17 protein-coding genes are annotated in these 23,500 nt (G+C 39.2%); 13 read left to right on the top strand and 4 right to left on the bottom strand.

The annotated features are described in order from the left end of the window. Positions 1-38 precede the first annotated feature (38 nt). A complete protein-coding gene (locus tag I4641_RS13665) occupies positions 39-704 on the bottom strand; it encodes a GntR family transcriptional regulator (RefSeq protein ID WP_229641092.1) in 666 nt (221 codons plus the stop codon). A gap of 126 nt (positions 705-830) precedes the next feature. On the opposite strand from I4641_RS13665, the gene I4641_RS13660 reads away from it, so the two are divergent. Then, positions 831-3,359, top strand: coding sequence for a sigma 54-interacting transcriptional regulator (locus I4641_RS13660; RefSeq protein WP_369426789.1), 2,529 nt, complete (start codon positions 831-833; stop codon positions 3,357-3,359). Positions 3,360-3,368: 9 nt separating this feature from the next. Here I4641_RS13660 and recG read toward each other — a convergent pair whose 3' ends face one another. Next, complete coding sequence (recG, locus tag I4641_RS13655; protein ID WP_229641090.1) at positions 3,369-5,837, bottom strand: ATP-dependent DNA helicase RecG; 2,469 nt, start codon at positions 5,835-5,837, stop codon at positions 3,369-3,371. Between the two features lie 117 nt (positions 5,838-5,954). Between recG and hemE the strand changes: the two genes are divergently transcribed. The 3 genes from hemE (at position 5,955) to I4641_RS13640 (ending at position 9,260) form a co-directional block, all read left to right on the top strand. Next, positions 5,955-7,001 (top strand): uroporphyrinogen decarboxylase, encoded by a 1,047-nt coding sequence (hemE, locus tag I4641_RS13650; protein WP_229641089.1) that lies wholly within the window; start codon positions 5,955-5,957, stop codon positions 6,999-7,001. Between the two features lie 196 nt (positions 7,002-7,197). Continuing rightward, positions 7,198-8,568, top strand: coding sequence for a glycoside hydrolase 100 family protein (locus I4641_RS13645; RefSeq protein WP_229641088.1), 1,371 nt, complete (start codon positions 7,198-7,200; stop codon positions 8,566-8,568). Positions 8,569-8,603: 35 nt separating this feature from the next. After that, the gene (locus I4641_RS13640) at positions 8,604-9,260 is read left to right on the top strand and encodes a Coq4 family protein (RefSeq protein WP_229641087.1); all 657 of its coding nucleotides are present in this window, start codon (positions 8,604-8,606) and stop codon (positions 9,258-9,260) included. A gap of 7 nt (positions 9,261-9,267) precedes the next feature. On the opposite strand, the gene I4641_RS13635 is transcribed toward I4641_RS13640, so the two are convergent. Beyond that, positions 9,268-9,930, bottom strand: coding sequence for a lysozyme (locus I4641_RS13635; protein WP_229641086.1), 663 nt, complete (start codon positions 9,928-9,930; stop codon positions 9,268-9,270). A 301-nt stretch (positions 9,931-10,231) separates the two neighbouring features. Between I4641_RS13635 and I4641_RS13630 the strand changes: the two genes are divergently transcribed. The 8 genes from I4641_RS13630 to I4641_RS13600 all read left to right on the top strand — a co-directional run bounded on the left by I4641_RS13630 (position 10,232) and on the right by I4641_RS13600 (position 18,999). Further along, positions 10,232-11,173, top strand: a complete 942-nt coding sequence (locus tag I4641_RS13630) for a bifunctional riboflavin kinase/FAD synthetase (protein WP_229641085.1) — start codon at positions 10,232-10,234, stop codon at positions 11,171-11,173. A 36-nt stretch (positions 11,174-11,209) separates the two neighbouring features. Next, on the top strand, positions 11,210-12,142 hold the full coding sequence (locus I4641_RS13625) for an ATP adenylyltransferase family protein (protein WP_229641084.1): 933 nt from the start codon (positions 11,210-11,212) through the stop codon (positions 12,140-12,142). Between the two features lie 62 nt (positions 12,143-12,204). Further along, entirely contained in the window at positions 12,205-12,927 is a 723-nt protein-coding gene (locus I4641_RS13620; RefSeq protein WP_229641083.1) for a hypothetical protein, read from the top strand. 39 nt (positions 12,928-12,966) lie between these two features. Then, positions 12,967-13,200, top strand: a complete 234-nt coding sequence (locus tag I4641_RS13615; protein WP_229641082.1) for a lipopolysaccharide assembly protein LapA domain-containing protein — start codon at positions 12,967-12,969, stop codon at positions 13,198-13,200. Between the two features lie 107 nt (positions 13,201-13,307). Beyond that, entirely contained in the window at positions 13,308-16,238 is a 2,931-nt protein-coding gene (gene uvrA, locus I4641_RS13610; protein WP_229641081.1) for an excinuclease ABC subunit UvrA, read from the top strand. A gap of 12 nt (positions 16,239-16,250) precedes the next feature. Continuing rightward, complete coding sequence (locus tag I4641_RS23825; RefSeq protein WP_263858230.1) at positions 16,251-16,385, top strand: hypothetical protein; 135 nt, start codon at positions 16,251-16,253, stop codon at positions 16,383-16,385. 254 nt (positions 16,386-16,639) lie between these two features. Next, positions 16,640-18,079 carry an MBOAT family O-acyltransferase gene (locus tag I4641_RS13605; RefSeq protein ID WP_229641080.1) on the top strand — a complete coding sequence of 480 codons (1,440 nt, stop codon included), beginning with the start codon at positions 16,640-16,642 and terminating at the stop codon, positions 18,077-18,079. Positions 18,080-18,081: 2 nt separating this feature from the next. Further along, on the top strand, positions 18,082-18,999 hold the full coding sequence (locus I4641_RS13600; RefSeq protein WP_229641079.1) for a hypothetical protein: 918 nt from the start codon (positions 18,082-18,084) through the stop codon (positions 18,997-18,999). A 116-nt stretch (positions 19,000-19,115) separates the two neighbouring features. Here the strand turns inward: I4641_RS13600 and ggpS are convergent, their stop codons facing one another. Beyond that, on the bottom strand, positions 19,116-20,606 hold the full coding sequence (gene ggpS / locus I4641_RS13595) for a glucosylglycerol-phosphate synthase (protein ID WP_229641078.1): 1,491 nt from the start codon (positions 20,604-20,606) through the stop codon (positions 19,116-19,118). A gap of 273 nt (positions 20,607-20,879) precedes the next feature. Between ggpS and gghA the strand changes: the two genes are divergently transcribed. Further along, positions 20,880-23,330, top strand: a complete 2,451-nt coding sequence (gene gghA / locus I4641_RS13590; RefSeq protein WP_229641077.1) for a glucosylglycerol hydrolase — start codon at positions 20,880-20,882, stop codon at positions 23,328-23,330. The last annotated feature ends 170 nt before the right edge of the window (positions 23,331-23,500 follow it).

The following is a 23,500-nucleotide window of genomic DNA, read 5'->3' as shown; positions in this document are numbered from 1 at the left end:
TATTTTCAAAATAATCATCATTTTACTTTCTTCTGGGCTTAAACAAGAAGTATTGTCACCACTCTGGCTTTACTGGCAATTAAGTGTTCTCTGATAGTCGATCGGGCCAAATCTACATTTTTTAGAGCGATCGTCTGATAAACTTCTCTGTGTTCTAGACGAATTTCTAGAACTTGGGGATTGTGTTTTGTAGTCTGAACTCTGAGCAATGCCATCTTGTCAAAAACCTGTTCTAATAAAGCTAACAGCCATTGATTATTAGAACTTTCTGCTATTAAATGATGAAATTGATAATCTATTTCTAGAAGCTTTGAGCTATCAGATTCACTAGATTCTGATTTTACCGATTTTTCTGCCACCAGTACGCATTTTTCTAGCTGTTTTAGCTGTTTAGAGGTGATTTGTTCGCAGGCATCAGCAACAGAAAGCTGTTCTAAAGCTATACGGCAATCGTAAAGTTGAGCTGCATCAGCAACAGAAAGGGTAGCAACCCTAAAACCACCATTAGGCTTAGATACTATTAGTTGTTCCCGTTTCAACTGACCAATTGCTTCGCGAATAGGGGTACGACTAACCTGTAGCCATTCGGCTAATTTGGTTTCTACTACTCGCTCCCCCGAAGCTAAATCTCCTTTAAGAATAATTTGCTTTAAAGCTTGGTATACTTGCTGTCGTAAAGACTGACTTCTTTGAATAGAAATCATAGTTTTGAGTTTTGACTCACAAGAGACTTTTAAGAGTTGAAAACTTATTTCAACATTTTACAGTATACAGTATACGATATCAGTCTATAAACGCCATTTAAGCACTAATAACTCCAGTAATGCTAAATGATTAAAATGAATTTAGTTGCTTTCCTCCAACAAAAGACCTGCTTGAGCAATTTATCAACAGAAGTTTTACAGGCGATCGCATCTGCATTATCGGAACAAACTATTGCAGCAGATCGAGTTATTATTACTGAGGATAAAGAACCTGATGGTTTATATATAATTCATCAAGGAAAGTTATCTAGCAATAGCAAATTACAATTTGTTGAAAGTAGTTTGCTTTCGGGTACGGTATTAAATTTATATGCTTTATTATTAGAGAAACCAGTAGAATATACCGTAAAAACTCTTACTGAAACCAAAGTTTGGTTTGTTAATAGTTCCGATCTTAGAAAAATAATTAATCGTTATCCCGAAATAGCTCAATCTTTTGCCCGAGAATTAGCAACAGAAGTTAAAGAATTATCAGATGAACTAGAATTTGAACGAGAAAGGCAAATAATATTAAGACCTTATTTAGTTAGTAAGGCAAAACGAGGAGTAATCGGGAAAAGTCGCTACGCAACTAGATTGCGATCGCAAATCAAACAAGCTTCAGAAACCAGAGAATCGGTATTGTTATTTGGCGAACCAGGTCTAGAAAAGGATAATTTAGCAGCACTAATTCATTTTGGTTCGGCATACCGTCGGCAACCAATTATTCTAGTAGACTGTGCCAAATTACAGACAAGTGGAGCAGAATTATTCGGTCGTAGTGGTGGTAAGCCTGGTTTGATTGCTAGCTTGGACCAAGGTACTTTAATTTTAAATAATATTCATTTATTACCCCAGGAGTTGATTAAGGCGATCGCGAATTTAATTCAAAAGTCTGAATATATTCCTGTGATGCGTCTTGGGGGGGAATCGCCAAAAGTAAAAACATCTCAAGCCAGAATTATTTTAATTTCCGAGCAAACAATACATGGGATCAATTGTGTAGTTAAAAATTTAATTAAAGTTCCCCCATTAAGAGTTAGAAAAGCAGATCTAGACGAGCAAATTAATTATTATTTAAACCTAATTGGAAGAAATAAATGCTCCAACAAAACTAACATTACTCCCGAAGCAATTAGAAACTTACAAACTTATGATTTTCCCAATAATTTAAGAGAATTAGAAAGTATTGTCGAACGAGCCTTAACTCAACTACAGGGGTGCGATGATATTACCGAAGAAGTTGTTTGGCAAGGTCAAAGTAAAAAGAAACAATATCGCCTAAATCTACTCAATAAATATCCCCAGTTGCGCTATTTTTTACGTAGCGATCTATTTCCCGATAAAATAAATTATGGCTTTACGGTGATATTTTTTGCTTTCATAGTTTCAGTCCTATTTATTGCACCCCAAAACCGCGAATCCAACTTTGCCCTCAATTTATTTTGGGCTTGGTGGTGGCCCGCTGTTCTAATTTCTTTCCCCTTTGTTGGTCGATTGTGGTGTGCGGTATGTCCTTTTATGATCTATGGCGAAATAACTCAAAAACTGTCTTTAATCTTATTTCCTCGACAGCTTAAAAAATGGCCGAGAAATTCTGCCGACCAGTGGGGAGGTTGGTTTTTATTTGGTTTATTTACTTTAATTCTCCTTTGGGAAGAATTATGGAATTTAGAAAATACCGCTTATCTTTCCGCTTGCTTGCTATTATTAATTACCGCAGGAGCAATGATTTTCTCGACTATTTTTGAGCGTCGTTTTTGGTGTCGCTATTTATGTCCTATTGGAGGAATGAATGGCTTATTTGCCAAACTTTCCATGACAGAATTACGAGCGCAGCAAGGCACTTGTTCGGCAGAATGTACTACCTACCAATGTTATAAAGGCGGTGCAGCCAAGGGAGAAGGACAAGAGACCAATGGTTGTCCCCTCTATTCTCATCCCGCTCAGCTAACGGAAAACCGCGATTGCGTATTGTGCATGACTTGTTTAAAAGCCTGTCCTCATAGATCTGTTGAGTTTAACTTACGCCCACCTGGGATCGAACTATGGACGACTCATACTCCCCGCAGTTATGAAGTAGCTTTATTGTTTCTCTTATTAAACGTTGTCTTTCTCCATCGTTTGCCAGAAATATCAAATAAGTTGAATTTAGATTTGCATTTAGATAACTTCAATTATCATGCCTTAACATCTGCGATCGCTTTGAGTATACCGATCTTAATTCCAATTGTGGCTAATATTGCGATCACATTTCTCGGAAAAGTAAGTCAGCAATATAAACCCCGCCAATTTATCGAATTAGCTTACGGCTATTTACCCCTAGTTTTAGCAGGTAACTTATCCCACTATCTCCGTATGGGTTTAGGAGAAGGCGGTAAAATACTACCCGTGACTATGGCTACCTTCGGTTTAGATGGGGCGAATCTTCCTATATTAATCGCTCATCCTGCGGTCATTGCTTTTTTACAGGGTGCAACTCTGATGGTGGGGGTTTTATTATCGATTATCTTGACTCAAAAAATCGCTCGCCAGCGGGTTAAATATCTTCTACCCCAACATCTCGCTATTGTTACCTTGGCTGTAGGGATGTGGCAAGTTATTGTCGGATTTTAAAGACACGCCCTAATTTAAAATATCTCCCCCCATCAAACGGCGATAGCGAATCTCCAACTCTTGTTTTAAAGAAGGAGAATTATCCAACATTTTGTCCGCTGCAATAATCTTTTCTGCTGCTTCTCTAGCTAAAGTTAGCACTTCTTGGTCTTCTACCAAGCTTGCTAGGGCAAAATCGGGCAATCCCGACTGACGAGTCCCTAATACTGCACCAGGCCCCCGAAAGCGCATATCTGCTTCTGAGATAAAGAAACCATCTTGGGATTCTTCTAGTACTGCTAAACGCTGTCTGGCTTCGACATTTTTGCTGCTACTCATTAGAAAACAAAAAGAACTACTGCTACCCCTGCCTACTCGTCCTCGTAACTGGTGCAATTGCGACAAACCAAAGCGATCGGCGTGTTCGATAACCATTACCGTTGCATTGGGAACATCTACCCCTACTTCAATTACCGTAGTGGAAACAATAATCTGACATTTATTATCGCGGAAGGAATTTAAAGCTGCATCTTTTTCTGCCGAACTCATGCGACCATGTAATAAGGCAATTTGAAATTCAGGAAAGATTGATTCTGATAAACGTTTGTGTTCTTCTGTCGCCGCCTTTAAGTCTAGCTTTTCCGATTCTTCGACTAAGGGAAAAATAATATAAGCCTGTCTGCCTTGGGCAATTTCACGACGAATTAAGTCATAGACTTTTTTGCGATCTGCTTTACCCTTTTTCATCATAGTCTTAATCGGCTGTCTTCCTGGAGGTAGTTCGTCGATCTGACTGACATCAAGATCGCCGTGGAGGGTTAAAGCCAGGGTACGGGGAATAGGTGTTGCAGTCATGGTTAAGACATGGGGAGATTTACCTTTACCTAATAAACGCGCTCTTTGCTGCACCCCAAAGCGATGTTGTTCGTCGATTACCGCCAAACCTAGCTTATGAAATTGAACGGGGTCTTGAATTAAAGCATGAGTGCCGATTAAGAGGGGTAATTCGCCATTAGCTAATTGAGAATGTATATCTCTGCGTTTTGCTGTTTTAGTCGACCCCGTCAGCAACTCTACGGGGAGATGGAGGAGATTAAACCACTCAACCAATTTACGATAGTGTTGTTCTGCCAATACTTCCGTAGGTGCCATGAATGCAGCTTGATAGCCAGACTGAATGGCAGCAAGAATGGCATATACTGCCACAATGGTTTTACCCGAACCTACGTCTCCCTGGACTAAACGATTCATGGGAGTGTCAGCTTTACCTAAATCTCCGAATATTTCATTGACTACTCTTTGTTGGGCATTGGTGAGAGTAAAGGGCAGTATATTATTAAAACTCTCAATGATTTTACCTTCAGGTGCAAAACTTGCTCCTTTTTGCTTTTGTTTTAGCTCTTGGCGACGCTGCAAAAAACCTAGCTGAAGATAAAAGAATTCATCAAATACCAGTCTGCGTCTGGCGTGGGTGAGTTCCTCCCAATTCTCTGGATAATGAATACAGGCGATCGCATTTTTTAATTTGACTAAGCCATATTGATTGCGCAATTCCCTCGGCAAAGGATCTGCTAAATATTTAGCAGCGGGTAAAGCAGCAACTACCGACTTTCTCACAGTATCGGCGGGTACTCCTTCGGTTAGGGCATATACGGGCAACACTCGACCGATCTTAATCGATTCTATACTCGCACCTGCACCATCTAATACTTCGATTTCGGGCTTATCTAAAGTAATGCCATATTTATTTTGCTTGACCAACCCCGATGCAGCCACAATCGAACCGACAGGATACTGATTCCTATATCTAGCCTGGGAACCAGGATTGCCAAACCTCGCACCCATCAAAAACCGATTTAGCTTTAATCTTCCCGTAGGATCGGTTAAAACCAATTCAAAGATGGTCAGGTTTTTATTTTTGGGACTGCTAAAACATTTGCAACTTTTAACGGTACCTATTACAGTTACGGTTTCTCCTGCTTCGAGATGAGTAATTTGTACCTGACGGGCATAGTCTAAATGATCGCGGGGATAATAAAATAATAAGTCCCTGACGGTATATAAACCCAGTCGCTCTAAATAATTACTTCTACGTCCAATATCAATCACCTTACTTAAAGGCATATCTAAACTTATCTCTTGCTTAAAATATGTCTTAGCTTGAGAGCTATTTAAGGCTGCGGTGCGGGGAGTTTTGGGATTGGGTGGTGTGGAAGGGGTTTCGGTTAAAACCTTTTGCTTGTGCAGAAAATTGCGCGTACCAATCACTAATTGCTTTCTTTGGGAAGAACTTAAATTACTATAGTTGGCAAACTTTTGCGCTACATCATGCCACTGGATCTTATCTCCTGTTGAAATATTTTTCGGTGGTTTGCCCAAACTCAGACAGATAAACTCGCTAAAACGATATTGGTTGCCCATTATATCTATATAGCCTCTTTCTGCTTCTACAGACAGTGCTTTTTGCAACCTAATCCAATCTAACGTTTGTTCGTTCATGCCCACTTTTAGCAGTTATCGATCGCGAATTTATATTTTAGACGAGCATTCAAACTAATTACTAATTGGGTATAGATGATATGCTCAAAACTATTGAAATTTTATGACAGAGACTTTATGACAACATCAAGATCGACACCTTTGCTATTACAAGCTGCCCAGGGCAAAGCTGTTGCTCGTCCTCCTGTATGGATGATGCGCCAAGCAGGTAGATATATGAAAGCCTATCAAGATTTGAGCGAAAAGTATCCAGGATTTCGCGAACGTTCGGAAAATCAAGACTTAGCAATTGAAATCTCTTTGCAACCTTGGAAAGCTTTTCAACCCGATGGTGTGATTATGTTTTCTGATATTTTAACTCCCCTTCCTGGTATCGGTATTGATTTTGAAATTAGCGAAAGTCAAGGACCTTTATTTGAACATACAATTCGCACCGCCGAACAAGTCAATAATTTACACGACTTAGATCCCGAATCATCTCTGCCCTTTATTAAAACAATTCTTCAATCCTTGAGGACAGAAGTAGGGGACAAATCTACCGTACTCGGCTTTGTGGGTGCGCCTTGGACTCTGGCTACCTATGCTATTGAAGGCAAGACTTCCAAGACTTATTCCATCATCAAACAGATGGCATTTTCCGACCCCACTATATTACATCAGTTGTTGAGCAAGCTAGCAGATGCGATCGCAATTTATGCTCGCTATCAAATCGACTGTGGAGCGCAAGTTATCCAGTTATTTGACTCTTGGGCTGGTCAATTATGCCCCCAAGATTATGAAATATTTGCCCTCCCCTATCAACAGCAGGTAGTGCGTCAGGTAAAAGAAACTCATCCCGACACCCCTTTAATTCTTTATATCAATGGCAGTGCGGGGATCTTGAAGCAAATGAGCCAATCGGGAGTAGATATTATTAGTTTAGATTGGACGGTCGATATGGCAGAAGCCCGACAGAAATTAGGCAAAGATGTCAAAGTTCAGGGCAATATAGATCCTGGGGTGTTATTTGGCTCTCAAGAGCTAATTCGCGATCGCATTATCAATACTATCCATAAAGCTGGCAAGACGGGTCACATTCTCAATTTAGGACACGGCGTACTGGTGGGAACCCCAGAAGAAAATGTCGGTTACTTCTTTGACACAGTAAAACAGTTTTCTTGGTGAAACTAACATTAATTTTGCACTATTAAAAGCTACTGGGATGTTATTCTATGAGCTTTTAACATAATGCGATCGATTAGATCGAAACTTGGTAAACTTACGATAATAAACCAATCAGCCAGGTTTTTTCGTCCATATTTTAGGTTGAATATTGTGCGTAAAAACTAGCCAGATCGTAATTTACCAGGGGTTTAAAAAATTGACTGCCAAACAAAGTTATGTGGTTGCTGCCGAAGCATGGCAAGCCTTAGAATCGTCGATTATCTATTATCGAGGTCGCCCTATAGGGACATTAGCAGCTTGTGACTATAGTTCGCCTTCCTTAAATTACGATCAGTGTTTTGTCCGAGATTTTGTTCCCGCAGCCTTAATTTTTCTGATTCGGGGTCGAACTGAAATTGTCCAGAATTTTTTATTAGAGACTCTGCGGTTGCAAATTAAAGAAAAACAGCTAGATTTCTTAGAACCAGGACGGGGTTTGATGCCCGCTAGTTTCAAAGTACTTCATCAGGGAGATGAAGAATTTCTCAAGGCTGATTTTGGCGACCACGCCATTGGTAGAGTAACTCCTGTCGATTCTTGTTTGTGGTGGATGTTTGTTTTGCGGGCTTATGTTAGTGCTACGGGAGAAAGTTCTTTTGCCCATAGTCCTGAAATGCAAAAGGGTATTAGATTGATTATCGAGCTTTGCCTCTCAGCCAGATTCGATATGTATCCGACTCTCCTCGTGCCCGATGGAGCGTGTATGATCGATCGCCGTATGGGAATTAACGGACACCCTCTAGAGATTCAAGCTTTATTTCACACTACTCTACGGTGTGCCAAGGAATTGTTGCTAGACAATCAAGAAAACATCAAAATTATTCAAGCAATCAATAATCGTATTCCTCCTCTAACCAGCCACATTCGTCACAACTACTGGTTAGATCCAGAAAAGCTCAATGTTATTTATCGTTATGGTTCGGAAGAATATGGCGAGGACGCTTTAAACCAATTCAATATTTACTCCGAATCAATTCCCTATGCAGAATTAAGTGAATGGTTTCCCGAAGAAGGGGGTTATCTAGCAGGAAATTTAGGGCCATCTCATCTTGACTGTCGCTTTTTTGCCTTGGGTAACATGATGGCAATTTTATCTTCTTTGGTAATGCGTCAACAGGGGCAGATAATTATGCACACCATCGAGCAAAAATGGACAGATTTAATCGGGTGGATGCCGATGAAAATTTGCTTCCCTGCTTTGAAAAATCGCGACTGGGAAATACTTACAGGCTGCGATCCGAAAAATCGTCCTTGGTCTTACCATAATGGCGGTAATTGGCCTGTTTTGTTGTGTTTCTTTGTGGCAGCAGCTGTGAAAATGGATCGTTCTGATTTAGCTCGTCAAGCGATCGCGATCGCCGCTAAACGCTTACACAAAGACGAGTGGGCGGAATATTATGATGGAAAAAATGGTCGTTTGGTAGGAAAAGAAGCCAGAAAATTCCAAAACTGGACAATATCTAGTTTCTTACTCGCTCAGGAACTTATTGACCAGCCTAAGTATATCGATTGGATTTCTCACGATTGATTGGCAATATTCAGCAACAACATAAATTTTTGAGGATGCAAAACTTAACAGATGTAGACCAACAGTGGCAGGAACAGGCTCTGGAAAGCTTTTTTAATATGGTCAACGCACCCGATGGAAACTTTGAAGCGGTGGCTTATCTTTCCAAAACTCTCAATAATCCTGAAACCTTAGATATCATCATCGAGTTTCTGTCTCGCAATTCACAAGGAAGGCAAGCCTTTCTAAATCGCCCCCGCTTGGGTCATGTAGATCTGCCACAACTTCTTACTTTGCCCGAAGACACTCTGGGTTATGTTTACGCCAAGCAAATGATGAGAAATGGCGCGATGCCATTAGAAATGAGCAAAAGCAATAATGATTACCAGTTTTTTATTACTCACCTTCGGGAAACCCACGATATTTGGCACGTCGTTACGGGTTTTGATACGGATATCATCGGCGAAATTCAGCTAGAAGCATTTTATGTGGCACAACTTTATGCCTCTCGTTTTTGGTTGGCTTTGATTGCCAAAAATCTAGTTAAAGCAGTTGTTGATGACATTGAAACCGCAGGAGAATATCTAAATGCGATCTCTCAAGGATGGACAATGGCGCAGCAGGCAAAACCTTTATTTGGTATCCAATGGAATACATTGTGGTCGACTTCTTTAAAAGATCTGCGTGTTTCTTTGAATATTATCGATAGTTAAACAACAATCAACTATCTAGTAAAAATAACTGTCTTTCTGCTTGTCTTCTTCTAGTCAATCCAGGCAATTGTACCAATATACCTCTGACGTTGGCTTTATCCCATCGTAAAAATTCATCGGCTGCACCGTGATAGTCACCTGCATTAATTTTTCGGACTAAGCTACTTTTTTCAATAGAATCGACTCCCGCATTAAAAGCCAGAGATGCGATCGCACCTAATTGGCGATCGCTTAAATCTACGGAAATCGCTTTGTCTAATTTTTGTTGAATTACTTGTAGTTGAGCGTGGAGTGCAGCATCAGCTTCGTTAGAGTCAATGCGATCGCCTATTTGCACTGGTACGCCTCCTATAGCAGATAAACCATAACCAATCACAGGAGTACCATCAGTATCGATATAAGCTTGACTTTCAAATCCTTCAAATTCTTTGATCGTATTGATGGCAGCGATGGAGATCGGCTGAGGTGCGGGTTCAGGGGGAACAAGAGGTTCGACTTCTTTCAGACTCTTGATATTGGCTGCTAAAGAATTATCTAGTCTTTGTAATTGAAGATCCTTAACCGTGTCTGGTTGTTCGTAAGCAATTGTATCTTCTGCAAGGGTCAAGGTTGCCAAGCCTATAGAGCAAATACTGGTCAAGGCGATCGCGCTATCGAAATATTTATGCAAAATTTATTACCAAAGTTATTATTATTTTTGCTTCAACAGTTCTAATCGATACTTTTAAAATAAGCGACTAAATTAAGCTATTCTTTAAGAAATCTTTATATTTATTATTTAATTAATTTACTAATTGCGATCGAGATCACGACCATCATGAAAAACATAAGTGATATTAGAGAAGAGATAGAGCTATGCAACAGATATTATCTGTTACATGAATTTCCCCCAGTTTGGTACCTGGGGGCTTTTTTTTGCTTATTTTCCGTCTTTCTTGCGACATATCCCATTCCACGTCAAAATATAAAGCGTGTTAATAGTATCTTCTCCCGACCAAATTAAAACCCCCACAGCGATCGCTCTTGGTAATTTTGATGGTATTCATCAAGGGCATCAAATAGTGCTGCAACCAATTATTCAATCGTTCCAGGTTCAACCCCAGAATGATTTACAGCCTTCTGTTGTTAGTTTTACACCCCATCCCCGCGAATTTTTTTCAGGAGGGAAATTACAACTTTTGACTCCTATTCCCGAAAAAGCAGAGGAGTTATCAATTCTAGGGATAAAGCAATTAATTCTTCTAGCTTTCGATCGCAAGATGGCTTCTTTGAGTCCCCAAGAGTTTATCGAAGAGATAATTGTCAAGCAGCTACAAGCAAAAATCATTAGTGTTGGCGCGGATTTTCGCTTTGGCTATCAAAGAAAGGGTATGGCGGAAGATTTAAAAAATATTGCGGGTAATTTTGGCATTACAGTGCATCTGAATTCATTACACAAATATGAAGATCGCGATCGACAAGCAGTGCGAGTAAGTAGTTCTTTAATTCGACAAGCATTATCCAAGGGAGAAATCAAACAGGCTAATAAAATGTTGGGTAGACCCTATAGTCTGATGGGTAAAGTAGTTACAGGACAACAACTAGGCAGAACAATTGGCTTTCCCACCGCCAATTTAGCATTACCTCCTGAAAAGTTTTTACCCCGATATGGCGTATATGCAGTAGACGTCTTTTTGAACCAAAACCTAGAGCAGAATATCATTAAAGGAGTAATGAATGTTGGTTGTCGTCCTACGGTAGCTGGCGAGACTCCGACTATTGAAGTACATTTGCTAAATTGGTCGGGAGATTTATACGGTCGAGATCTCAAGGTTAATTTACTTCAGTTTTTGCGTCCCGAACAAAAGTTTGACTCGGTAGAGGCGTTGAAGCAACAAATTACCCAAGATTGTCAAGCGGTACTAAACAACTAATAATCAACGATGGATATATAGATCGCACCACAGACTATGGCAGAATCAGTAACAAACCCACCCCCAAGCTCTTTTTTAAAGCCAGGTACATTATGGTCAAAAACCCAGCAGCAAACTAAATTTGCCCGTGAATGTGGCGCACTCAAGTCGATTGAAACAGAATATCAATTAATCGAACAAGATGGTATTCCTTTTATAGTTCGTACCAAAGGCAACTTAAAACGCAAAGAGCAAGCCAGGAAACAGCAAAACCAACAAGAGCAAAAAACAGGCAAAAGATGCGATCCCTTTCAGCCTTACGAATCAGCCATGTTTGTCGGGGATATTTCCCCCAGTCACATTTGTCTGCTCAATAAGTTTAATGTGGTAGACCATCACTTGCTCATTGTGACTCGCGAGTTTGAATTACAAACAGAGTTGCTCAACATGAAAGATTTTATCGCTTTGTGGTGGTGTCTCCAAGAGATAGACGGATTGGCTTTTTTTAACGGGGGAAGAGCTGCGGGAGCTTCTCAGCCACACAAACATCTCCAGCTAATTCCTCTCCCTTTTATGGCTGATGTAGTTCATCTTCCCATTGAAAAAGCGATCGCAACTATTACTTTTCAAGACTCAATGGGAACAATTGCCAGTTTTCCTTTCCGTCATGGGGCGGCTAAGTTGGATTTATCGAGGGAACATTCTCCTACCGCAGCAGCAGAGATGATGTTGCAACAATATCATTTATTATTAGACCGAGTTGGCTTAAAGAGAGACAAAGATAGCCAACAAGTAGGAGCATATAATTTTCTCGCTACCAGAAACTGGATGCTGATTGTACCGCGATCGCAAGATTCTTTTGCCAATATTCCGATCAATTCCCTGGGTTTTGCTGGCTCTTTATTCGTTCGCGATCTAGATTCTTTAGAATTGCTCAAACAGATTACTCCCCTTCAATTATTAGCCAAGGTAGCTTTTCATAATTGCTGATGTTCTTGATTGAAGGCTTATAATGCAATTAAATTTAGAAGTGCTATTTAGATAAACAATCAATGAGAAGTAGAGCCAGACGCAGAAACAATCAAATAAATCAAAACCTAGATTCTTTTTTAGATGTTTTGACTAACACCGTTGGTGTATTGATGTTTATTAGTTTGTTTGTCACTCTCATTGCCACTGGGGGTAGTTCTAAAGCTAAGATAACTATTGAAACTCCTTTGTCTTCTGACACCGATAAAGAGTCATTGTGGTTCGAGATTAAAGACAATAAAGTCAGCCATTTAGATTTGCGTCAGGTAAGGGAAAAAGAACTCGAATTATCGGGCAATTTGCCCAACTGTAACAAACCTTTAAGCTCCATAGATTCTCCTGATTATGCTTTTCGTCAAGACAGCTATCAATCTTGTTTATTAAGTATTGTCGGTCGTCAAAGCAATTTTCGAGCTACTACTCAAAACTATAATGTAAGAACTGTAGACGAAGGAGTATCTTTGCTTTTTAATCCTATTTCAGAAGATGTGGGAGAAAACACCAGTCAGCTAATAGCAGCAGATTCTCAGTTTAAACAAGTTTTAGCTAAATATAATGCTCAAAAAGACTACTTGATTTTTATTGTTAGACCAGATAGTTTTGAAGCATTTCGCGAGGCGAGAAAACAAGCTTGGGCTGCGGGATACGAAGTAGGTTGGGAGCCTCATCCTCAAGACGCGCCGATTAAAATTCGCACCATATTAGGATCGGAACTTCCTGGCGGAAAGTCTATTGGCGTACAGTAATCTAGTCGAGGTTTAATTTAATTATTAATTATAATTATTATGAAAGCATTTGCAGGTCTATTTAATAGTTTAATTGTTGGTAGTTGGATTTTTGCGATCGCAATTTTTTCGATTCAAAATATTCAAAATGTCTCGGTCAAGTTTTTGATGTTTGAGTCTATTACTATTCCTGTAGGAATTTTACTGGCTCTTTGTAGTGCAATTGGTATGATTTTAGGCTGGTTATTGCCTTTGTTGTTTGCTAGAAAAAAAGCTAGTTCTCGCAATTATTAGCTTGCAGTTTTTATTAGGGTGTGATCGTTTAAAGCAATAGATGAACTCGATCGCTATATAACGTTAAAATAATTAAGAACTTTTAAGCACTGTTAAGCACCGTCTGTATGTCCCCCTCTGGCAATGGTACAAAATCCAACGACAAAACTAATCAACATTCACCATCTTCTGTCGAAGAAAATGTAATTCGGATTAAAGGTGCAAGGCAGCATAACTTAAAAAACATCAGTTTGGAATTACCCCGTAATAAGTTGATTGTATTTACTGGGGTATCAGGTTCGGGTAAATCTTCTTTGGCATTCGATACCATATTCGCCGAGGGACAAAGACGGTATGTAGAGTCCCTCAGTGCTTATGCCCGTCAGTTTTTGGGACAGTTGGATAAGCCCGATGTAGATGCTATTGAGGGATTGAGTCCAGCAATTTCCATCGATCAAAAATCCACTTCCCACAACCCTCGTTCGACAGTGGGTACGGTAACGGAGATCTACGACTACTTAAGACTATTGTTTGGTCGGGCTGGAGAACCCCATTGCCCCAAATGCGATCGCTCTATCGTACCCCAAACCATCGATCAAATGTGCGATCGCGTTATGGAATTGCCCGATAAAACTAAGTTCATGATTCTTGCTCCCGTAATGCGGAGTAAAAAAGGGACGCACAAACAATTATTGTCTAGTTTAGCTTCCCAAGGCTTTGTGAGGGTTAAAATAAATGGCGAAGTCAGACAGCTAGACGATAATATCGAGTTGGATAAAAACTACAAGCACAATATTGAAGTAGTAGTAGATCGTTTGGTTAAAAAATCAGGAATTACAGAACGTTTGGCTGATTCTCTAGGTACTTGTTTGCGTTTGACAGATGGTATTGCCGAGATTGATGTCATTCCCCCTACGGATGCCAAAGATAATCAGCAATCAGAAAAAATCGTCTTTTCCGAGAACTTTGCTTGTCCTAAACACGGTGCGGTAATTGAAGAATTATCACCCCGTTTGTTTTCTTTCAATTCCCCCTATGGTGCTTGTCCCAATTGTCATGGTTTGGGGAGTCATCGCACCTTTGCCCCTGAGTTGGTCGTACCAGATCCCACCCAACCAGTATATAGCGCGATCGCCCCTTGGTCGGATAAGGATAATTCATACTATCTCTCTTTACTACATGGAGTAGGCAAAGCTTTTGGTTTTGAAATTCAAACTAAATGGTCGGATTTAACCGCCCAACAGCAAAATATTATTCTTTTTGGCGCAAAAGACCCAGTATACTTTGAATCTGATAGTCGGGGAGGTGAACCAAAGGGTTATCATCGCCACTATTCGGGGGTGCTAAAAATGTTGCAACGCAACTATCGGGAAACTAATTCCGATTCGATTAAGAATAAGCTAGAACAGTATTTGATCGATCAACCCTGCGATACTTGTAATGGCAAACGCCTCCAGCCAGCTTCTTTATCAGTAAGCTTAGGACAATTCCGCATCAACGATCTAACTAGCGTACCCGTTCGTGAATGTTTAGATCGAGTCAATAACTTCAAGTTAACCAACCGTCAGGCGTTAATTGGAGAATTAGCCCTCAAGGAAATTAAAGCCCGTTTAAAATTTTTATTAGATGTAGGTTTAGACTATTTGACCCTAGATCGGGCAGCTATGACTCTATCTGGAGGAGAAGCCCAGCGTATTCGACTCGCCACTCAAATTGGTGCGGGATTGACGGGGGTATTATATGTTTTAGACGAACCCAGTATCGGTTTGCATCAACGAGATAACGATAAGTTATTGGGGACGCTGAAAAAACTGCGAGACTTGGGTAATACTTTGATTGTGGTAGAACACGATGAAGATACTATTCGTGCTGCGGATAGTTTGGTGGATATTGGACCTAAAGCAGGGGTACACGGCGGTGATATTGTAGTCCAAGGAGATTTAAAAGCCTTATTAGATTCGGAGACTTCTTTAACGGGGGCATATCTATCAGGAAAAAGAATCATTGCCACTCCCGACGCAAGAAGGCAAGGGAAAGCGTTTGGTTTGACCCTCAAAGACTGTCATAAAAATAATCTCAAGCATATAGATATCACTATTCCTCTAGGCAAGTTTGTCTGCATTACTGGGGTATCAGGTTCGGGAAAATCAACTTTGGTAAATGAATTATTGCGTCCTGCTTTAAAACATCACCTCAGTCGCAAAGTACCCTTCCCTAAAGATTTAGGAGAAGTCAAAGGATTAGGTGCGATCGATAAAGTCATTACAATCGATCAGTCTCCTATTGGTCGCACGCCTCGTTCTAATACAGCTACCTATACGGGAGTATTCGACGCTATTCGGGCTATCTTTGCCGAAACCATCGAAGCCAAAGCCAGAGGTTATAAAGCAGGACGATTTTCTTTTAACGTTAAAGGTGGTCGTTGTGAAGCCTGTAGCGGACAAGGGGTGAATGTAATTGAAATGAATTTCTTGCCCGATGTCTACGTTCAGTGTGATGTGTGCAAAGGTGCGAGATATAACCGCGAAACCCTCCAGGCTAAATATAAAAACTATTCGATCGCTGATGTTTTAGATATGACGGTAGAAGAAGCTTTAGAAAACTTCCAAAACATTCCCCGCGCTGCCAAAAAACTACAAACCCTAGTCGATGTCGGTTTGGGTTACGTCAAACTAGGACAACCAGCCCCTACCCTATCAGGAGGAGAAGCCCAACGAGTTAAACTAGCCTCAGAATTATCTCGTCGCGCTACGGGGAAGACTCTTTATCTAATCGACGAACCCACAACAGGCTTATCTTTCTATGATGTCCATCATTTGTTAAATGTGTTGCAGCGTTTGGTAGATAAAGGCAATTCTCTAATCGTAATCGAACATAACTTAGATGTGATTCGATGTTCCGACTGGATTATCGATCTTGGCCCAGAAGGTGGAGATAAAGGAGGGGAAATCATTGTGGTGGGTACACCTGAAGAGGTGGCGAAGCATAAAAAATCTTATACAGCCAAGTATTTAAAACAAGTATTGCAACGTTACCCCGTGACAGCAGATTTAAATTAGAACTCAATTGCAATGTCTCATAATTATCAATCTGCTCAAAGGTGTGGATTCGAGTTTTCTCAATTGGAATGTAATATTCTGGAGATTTTAATTATTGTTCCAACTTCTACTGATTTGGATGCTCGCATTCTTACTTTATCCTTTTAGAGCAGACATTTAGTAAATAACATACAAATATCAATTGTTAATTTCAAGGTAAGGTCGAAGTTGTAGAGCAATTTAATGGTAGTATGTTATCAATCTTTTAATATCTCCTTTGTAAAACTATGTTGGTTTGCTGAATGTAAATCACTTGTTTTAGAGCAGTTTTGACGCTAGTTTAAACACCTTTAATTAACAAACTTATTCCTATTGTAAAAATATTAGGTAAAAAAAAATTAATTTTAAATTAGTTTCAAACTATGTTTTTTAACTCAATTGATTTTGCTATATTTCTTCCTGTCGTATTTTGTCTATATTGGTTCTGCTTCAATAAAAGTCTTAAAATACAAAATCTATTATTATTAGCAGCTAGCTATCTATTTTATGGATGGTGGGATTGGCGTTTTTTGTCTTTAATAGTTTTTAGTTCTTGTGTAGATTTTTTTATTGGTATTAAATTAGCCGAAAGTACGAAAGATTATCAAAGAAAACTACTTTTGAGTGCAAGTATTATAGTCAATTTAGGTTTTCTCGGATTTTTCAAATACTTCAACTTTTTTGTCGATAGCTTTACCCAAGCTTTTACTCTTCTGGGAACTTCTACAGTCGATCCTATTCTTTTGAATATAGTACTTCCTGTAGGAATTAGCTTCTATACTTTTCAAACTCTCAGCTATTCAATCGATGTATACAAAGGAAAACTAGAACCAACTAAAGATATTATTGCCTTCTTTGCTTTCGTGAGCTTTTTCCCTCAATTAGTAGCAGGACCAATTGAAAGGGCCACTAACTTATTACCTCAATTTTATCGTCGTAGAACTTTTAATTATGCTCAATCTGTCGATGGTATGAGACAAATCCTTTGGGGTTTGTTTAAAAAGATGGTTATTGCTGATAATTGTGCTTTTTATGCCAATGACATTTTTGCCAACCATTCAAACTACTCTGGTAGCACTCTCTTGGTAGGTGCTTTTCTCTTTACATTACAAATTTATGGCGATTTTTCTGGTTATTCCGACGTTGCGATTGGAACTTCGAGATTATTTAGCTTTGAGTTAATGCAAAACTTTGCATTTCCTTATTTTTCGAGGGATGTAGCAGAATTCTGGCGTAGATGGCATATTTCTTTATCAACCTGGTTTAGAGACTATTTATATATACCTCTGGGCGGTAGTAAAGGAAACACTTGGATGAAAGTCAGAAATACATTCATCATTTTTGTTGTTAGTGGTTTTTGGCATGGTGCAAACTGGACTTTTATTATTTGGGGGGCATTAAACGCCCTTTATTTCCTACCTTTGCTGCTGTTGAAGCGCAATAGAAGTAATTTACAAGTAGTCGCTCAGGGTAAATATTTGCCTTCTTTAAAAGAATTCTTTAGTATTCTTATTACTTTTACTTTGACAGTGTTTGCTTGGATATTTTTTCGAGCTGAAAGTGTAACTCAAGCAGTTAGTTATGTTAACGGTATTTTTTCCCTATCCCTATTTAGTATTCCTGAAGTTTTTCCTATAAAAGTATTAAGCTTAATTGGTATTTTTACTTTAATAGAATGGCTGGGTCGAGAACAAAAGTATGCTATTGAAGATATTAAAAAAGTGTTTCCCAAGCCGATACGTTGGGCATTTTATTACTTAATAATTGTGGCAATATTTTCATTCACGGGTCAAGAGCAAGAATTTATTTATTTCCAGTTTTAATTATGAAGAAATTTTTATTAAATATTTTTATATTTACTTTTTTAAGTTTAATATTAGGAGAAGTAATTGTCAGAGCAAACCGTCTTAATCAAGAAGTTCCTCAAAGAACCGTTGATAACAATGGAATTCAGAAATTTATTCCCAATCAAAAAGGTTATTGGGCTACTGGAGAACATTCTTGGCAAGTAAATAAATTAGGTTGGTCGGGAGAGCTACCACAAAACTATGATAATTTAGTTTCAATTATTGGCGATTCTTATATTGCTAACTTTATGAATCCTGTAGAATGCCATCAGAATATTTTCTTAAAAAAACAGTTACCTGAATATAATTTTGTAGAGGCTGGCAGACCAGGAGTTACATTTATTGAAGCAGTGGAAATTAGTCAAAATTTAACTCCTTTAAAACCCAATTATCATATAATTTATGCTAGAAATAATGACTTTATTGAAAGTATTCAAGAAGTGAGAAACTATAGCGATCGCACTCAAATATCCCTCGAACGGGCTAAAATTATACCAGGGCAGTTAAAATATGCCCAAGCAAAAAAAATACTATATAATTGGAAGCTAGCCTTTTATTTTTTTAATCGACTAGCTACACCAGCAGCAGAAAATAAAGAATCAGAAATAAATTCAAAAGCACAAAAAAAGTTCAAACACTTAGCCAAAGTAGAAAAGCTACTAGAACTAACCAGCGATCGATACGATATTTCCAATATTATTTTAACTTTGCATCCCGATACCGCTCCAGCAATAGTGAAAAAGGCTCAGGAGGTAGGTTTCAAGACTATCTTGCTAGAAAAAAAAGAAGAAAACTGGAGTTTTGAACATGACAATCATTGGACTTGTTACGGTCATGAAAGAGTTTCAGTTCAGGTAGGTACTGGATTTAAAAAAGCATTTAATTCTGTCAATTAAATAGGATTGAATAGAATAAAAGCGATCGCGACATATCAAGATCTTAATCAATAAAAAAAAGGATAGAACTATTTCCATCCTTTCAAGCAATTAAATTAACTAAATAAAACTATTTTCTAGACAGAAACAGTTTCGTGTTTGAGACTATTGAACTTATCCAAAAGACGATCTGCCCAATACTTAACATCATAAGTAGTAACAGTTTTATACATCTTAGTCATTCGTTCTTTTTGTTCCTCTTCCGACATAACTAAAGCCTGTTCGATCGCTCGATCCATACCGTTGAGAGAATAAGGATTAGTTAAAATAGCTTCGGGCAATTCTACCGCTGCACCTACGAATTCAGAAAGAACTAATACGCCATCTTCCCCTTCATGAGCCACGATATATTCTTTTGCTACTAAATTTAGACCATCCCGTAGAGGAGTTGTCCAACAAATATCCGCAGCCTTATAATAAGCAATCAAATGAGGAATAGGTATGGGCTGAGTAAACAATCTAATCGGCATCCAGTCTAGTTTGCCGTAACGACCGTTAATTTGACCCACTAGTTGTTCGATAGTGCTTTGAGCCGTCTTATAAACTCGCATTCCTGGGGCTGACTGGACACAAGTCATCACAAAGCTAATTTTACCGTGTAGGTCGGGGCGACGCTCCAATAAACGACCATAAGCTGCTAATTTTTCTTCATTACCTTTAACATAATCTACTCGTCCTGCGGCAATGATTAATTTCTTCCCTGCAAGTTCTTCTTTGATTTGATAAAGCCTGTTTTTAGTTTCTGTCTTATCCAAAACCGATTTAATAAACTGAGGATTTGTTCCTACAGGAAAAGCATCAATATTAACTATCTGCCCTTCATAGCTTAACTGAGTTGTCATTTCAGGTTCGGCTAACGCTATACCGACAGGAGTCATATGTCCGTTGACTGCTTCTTGCTTGGTTATTTTGACGGGTTTGAGGCTGCGAGCAACATTAACAAAGTTCTCCGAATAACGCGGTACGTGGAAGCCGACAATATCACAACAAAGCAGACTTTCAACGATCGCATCCCGCCAGGGTAGGATGTTAAACACATCCACCGAAGGGAATGGAGTATGGTGGAAGAAGGCAATTCGAGCATTGGGTTTTAATTCTCGAATATATTGAGGTACTAACCAAAGATTGTAGTCGTGAACCCAGATTAAAGCATCATCAGCAGCTTCTTCACAAGCAGCTTCGGCGAACAAACGGTTGATATTTTTAAAGTTTTCCCATTCGGCAGTTTCTGAGGTGAAATGATAGGGAAAAGAATGAAGAATAGGCCAAAAAGCTTCTTTGGAAGTAATATGATAAAACTGTTTTACCTGTTCCTCATCTAAAGGAATACGCCGTACATTGTAGTTCGCTTCTCCTTCGATGTTGACTCGCTCTTCAAAACTATCTTTTTGTTCTTCGTTTACTTGTTTCCAAGCAATCCATGTTCCTTGATTGGCATCGGCAAAAAAACTTTTGAGGGTAGGAACAATTCCATTGGGGCTTTTCTTGGGTACGTAATGAATTTTGCCATCTTTGATTACTTCGTCATGTGGTTCGCGGTGATAGAGGATAACTAAAGATGATTTCATAATTTTTGGTTATTAAATTAAGTAGATAAACAAGCTATCTTCTCGCTAGCAAAAACTAGCTTAATATAATTGAATCCTACACCAATTACTGTCCCGAACCAAAATCGAGGGCGATCGCACCGACTTCCAAGTCAATCCCCCCTAAGGGTAATTGATAGTAGAACTTTATAGAACTTTAAAAAATTCTAGCAAAGAGTTGCCGTGTTTTCTATCATAGATCAGAATGAACTAAGGGAAAAATGCCAACTATCCATATAGAGCAGAGAGAATTGAGTGAAAGTAACAGCAAATACGTCCATTAGATTAGTCCCTGAAGCAACAGGAAAATTATTAGCTTGGGCATCGGGTTTAGAAGGTTCGAGTAATACTTATCTAGAACAAACCAAAGCCATTGCTCGTAAATTGGGGGCTTATTATCGACCCGACGGACTGACGGAGATTGGTTTTTGGGTACCAGGGTTGATTAGAGATGTACTGCACGAGAGAGAAATTTATTTAGAAGTTTTCACTCCCCTCGAATCAATTGATTGGCAAGAAAAAGAACAAACAATCAAATTCAAACGCGATCGCCTACACTTAGAACAACAAGGTGAATTTATTTGGGGTGTAATAGCGGGAATGCAACCAGGAAACCGCGAACGAGCTGGCTCATTTTATTGGTTGCGCTATATTGATCGAGCAGAGAAACTCCGTACAATTCGCGATCTAGTACCCAATTCACTCCCCTATGGTATTTTTGCCCCTGCCGAACTATACGACATGGATAGTCTCCAGGCTAGTAGAGCAGATTTAGATTATCTAGAACGTACTGCCAAATCTGATAATCCCAAGATTAAAATTCCCCGCGTTCAGAGTCCTCGAAATATTCTACAAATTCACGTGGGGACTGCTTCGGCTGAAGGCACAATTGCTGGGTTGACTCGCATTTATCAAGATATCGCTCAAAAAACTGAAACAGGAGAAACTCTAACTCCCAGAGAACAAAACTATCTTGGTTATGATGCGATCGAATTGTTACCTACCGAACCCACCATTGAATATCGCGACGAATATAGTCCTGAAAGCGAATTTTTTGGCTTTTTAGGAGAAGATGAAGATAGTGATGTTGTAGAAATCGAGCTATTTAAACCCAACACCCAAGATTGGGGCTACGATGTACCTATCCTCGGTTCTAGTACAACTAATCCCGCACTTCTGGGTACTTTACGCCCTGATGAAGTAGTTGATCTGATCGCAACCCTGCATACTTTTCCCTCTCAACCAATTCAGCTAATTTATGATTTGGTTTACGGACACGCAGATAATCAAAGCGAATTATTAATTACCCGTGAATTTCTCAAAGGACCTAATATGTATGGTCAAGACCTCAACCATCAGTTACCTATGGTAAGGGCAATCTTGCTGGAAATGCAGCGACGCAAGCTCGATACGGGGGCGGATGGTATACGTATTGATGGGGGACAAGATTTCCGTTTCTTCAACCCCCTCTCAGGGAAAGTAGAACAAGATGATGCTTATTTATTGGAAATGAGCAACATAGTTCAAGAAATAAAAGGTCACAAGCGACTGATGTTTACTATCTTTGAAGATGGTCGTCCTTGGCCAGAAGAGGGTTGGGAAGAAAAGTCTACCTATCGGGAATTGATCGAATTAAAGCCAGAATCTTATCAATGGGGACCTTTGATTTTTGCCCATAATACTCCTAGTATCAAAGGTTTTTGGGAGAAGAAATGGGGGCGAGTCATGGAAGTAATGACCATTGGCGACCATTGGATTACTGGTTGTGGCAATCATGACACTGTACGAAGAGGCAATCAGATCGATTCGGGGGAAGCAATCAACTGGCATTTGGGTAAGACTTTACCAGAAGTATTGCACAATGCTTACGATAATCCTGCGGTGACTATGTGGGTCAATTGCTTTAGTCCTGGGCTACCAATGGATTTTATTAATGCCACTATGCACGCTCCTTGGCTATTTTTTCGCAATACTGACGAACAATATGGAGTTAAGGTCGTTTCGGAAGAAGTAGGCTTTTTAGATTGGCAAATTAGCCCTGATTTATATCGTAAATCTTATTGTTTCCCTCGATTAAAAACTCTGGGCTTCAAGCAACTCAAACAATTAAAACAGTTTGGTCAGGCTTTACATTATGCAATGGTTCAGCAGGATTATAATTTGGCTGAAGTAGTAGAGGTATTACAGAGATGTACTAACCCCGACACCCACTGTATTGAAGATTTATTACCTTTGGTTGAATTGATGCGAGGGGGAATGGTACGTTTCCTCAAAAAGCTCGATGAGGATCGCCTTAAGAGTTTTGCTTTGATGTTTATGGAAGATTGCTATCAAGTTTGCAATGTTGCTAATTATGAGTCTCAAGTAAGTTCTTCCAGAGCTAAGTTTAATTTGACCACTAGAGAATTTCGCCATCAGCATCCTTGGTTGGCGAATAATCTCCTCGAACAAGATACTTTTGACAAAATCAGTGAAAAAGAAAAAACTGTTATTTATGGTGTTCGTCACAACCTTGACCTACAACCTGCCGTAGCAATCTTGGCTAATTTTGAAGGGGAAGCAACTAAGTTAAATGCAGCCGAAATTTTGGGTATCGATTTAGCGGAGTGGAAAATTGCGACCGCAACTCCCGATCTCAAAGTTAAGGATCTCAGTCAGATTACCTTGAACAATAGCCAAGGTTTATTATTGACGCGATCTGTTTGATTATTAGTTGATGGAACAAATATACAAATTGTATTTAGTTTTAGGTGATCGCTTTATTTTGTTATGAATGTATATTATACCTACGGGTTTAGAGTAGAAGATTTTCCCTTTACCCCTTAACCCTTTCCCAGCCTCTAGTATAAAATTAATTTTGCACGACTACTTATTAA

Origin of the sequence: Waterburya agarophytonicola KI4 (assembly GCF_020640915.1) — a bacterium.
GTDB lineage: Bacteria > Cyanobacteriota > Cyanobacteriia > Cyanobacteriales > Xenococcaceae > Waterburya > Waterburya agarophytonicola.
Note: the sequence above shows the minus strand (reverse complement) of the source record. Positions and strands in the feature narration are given on the sequence as shown.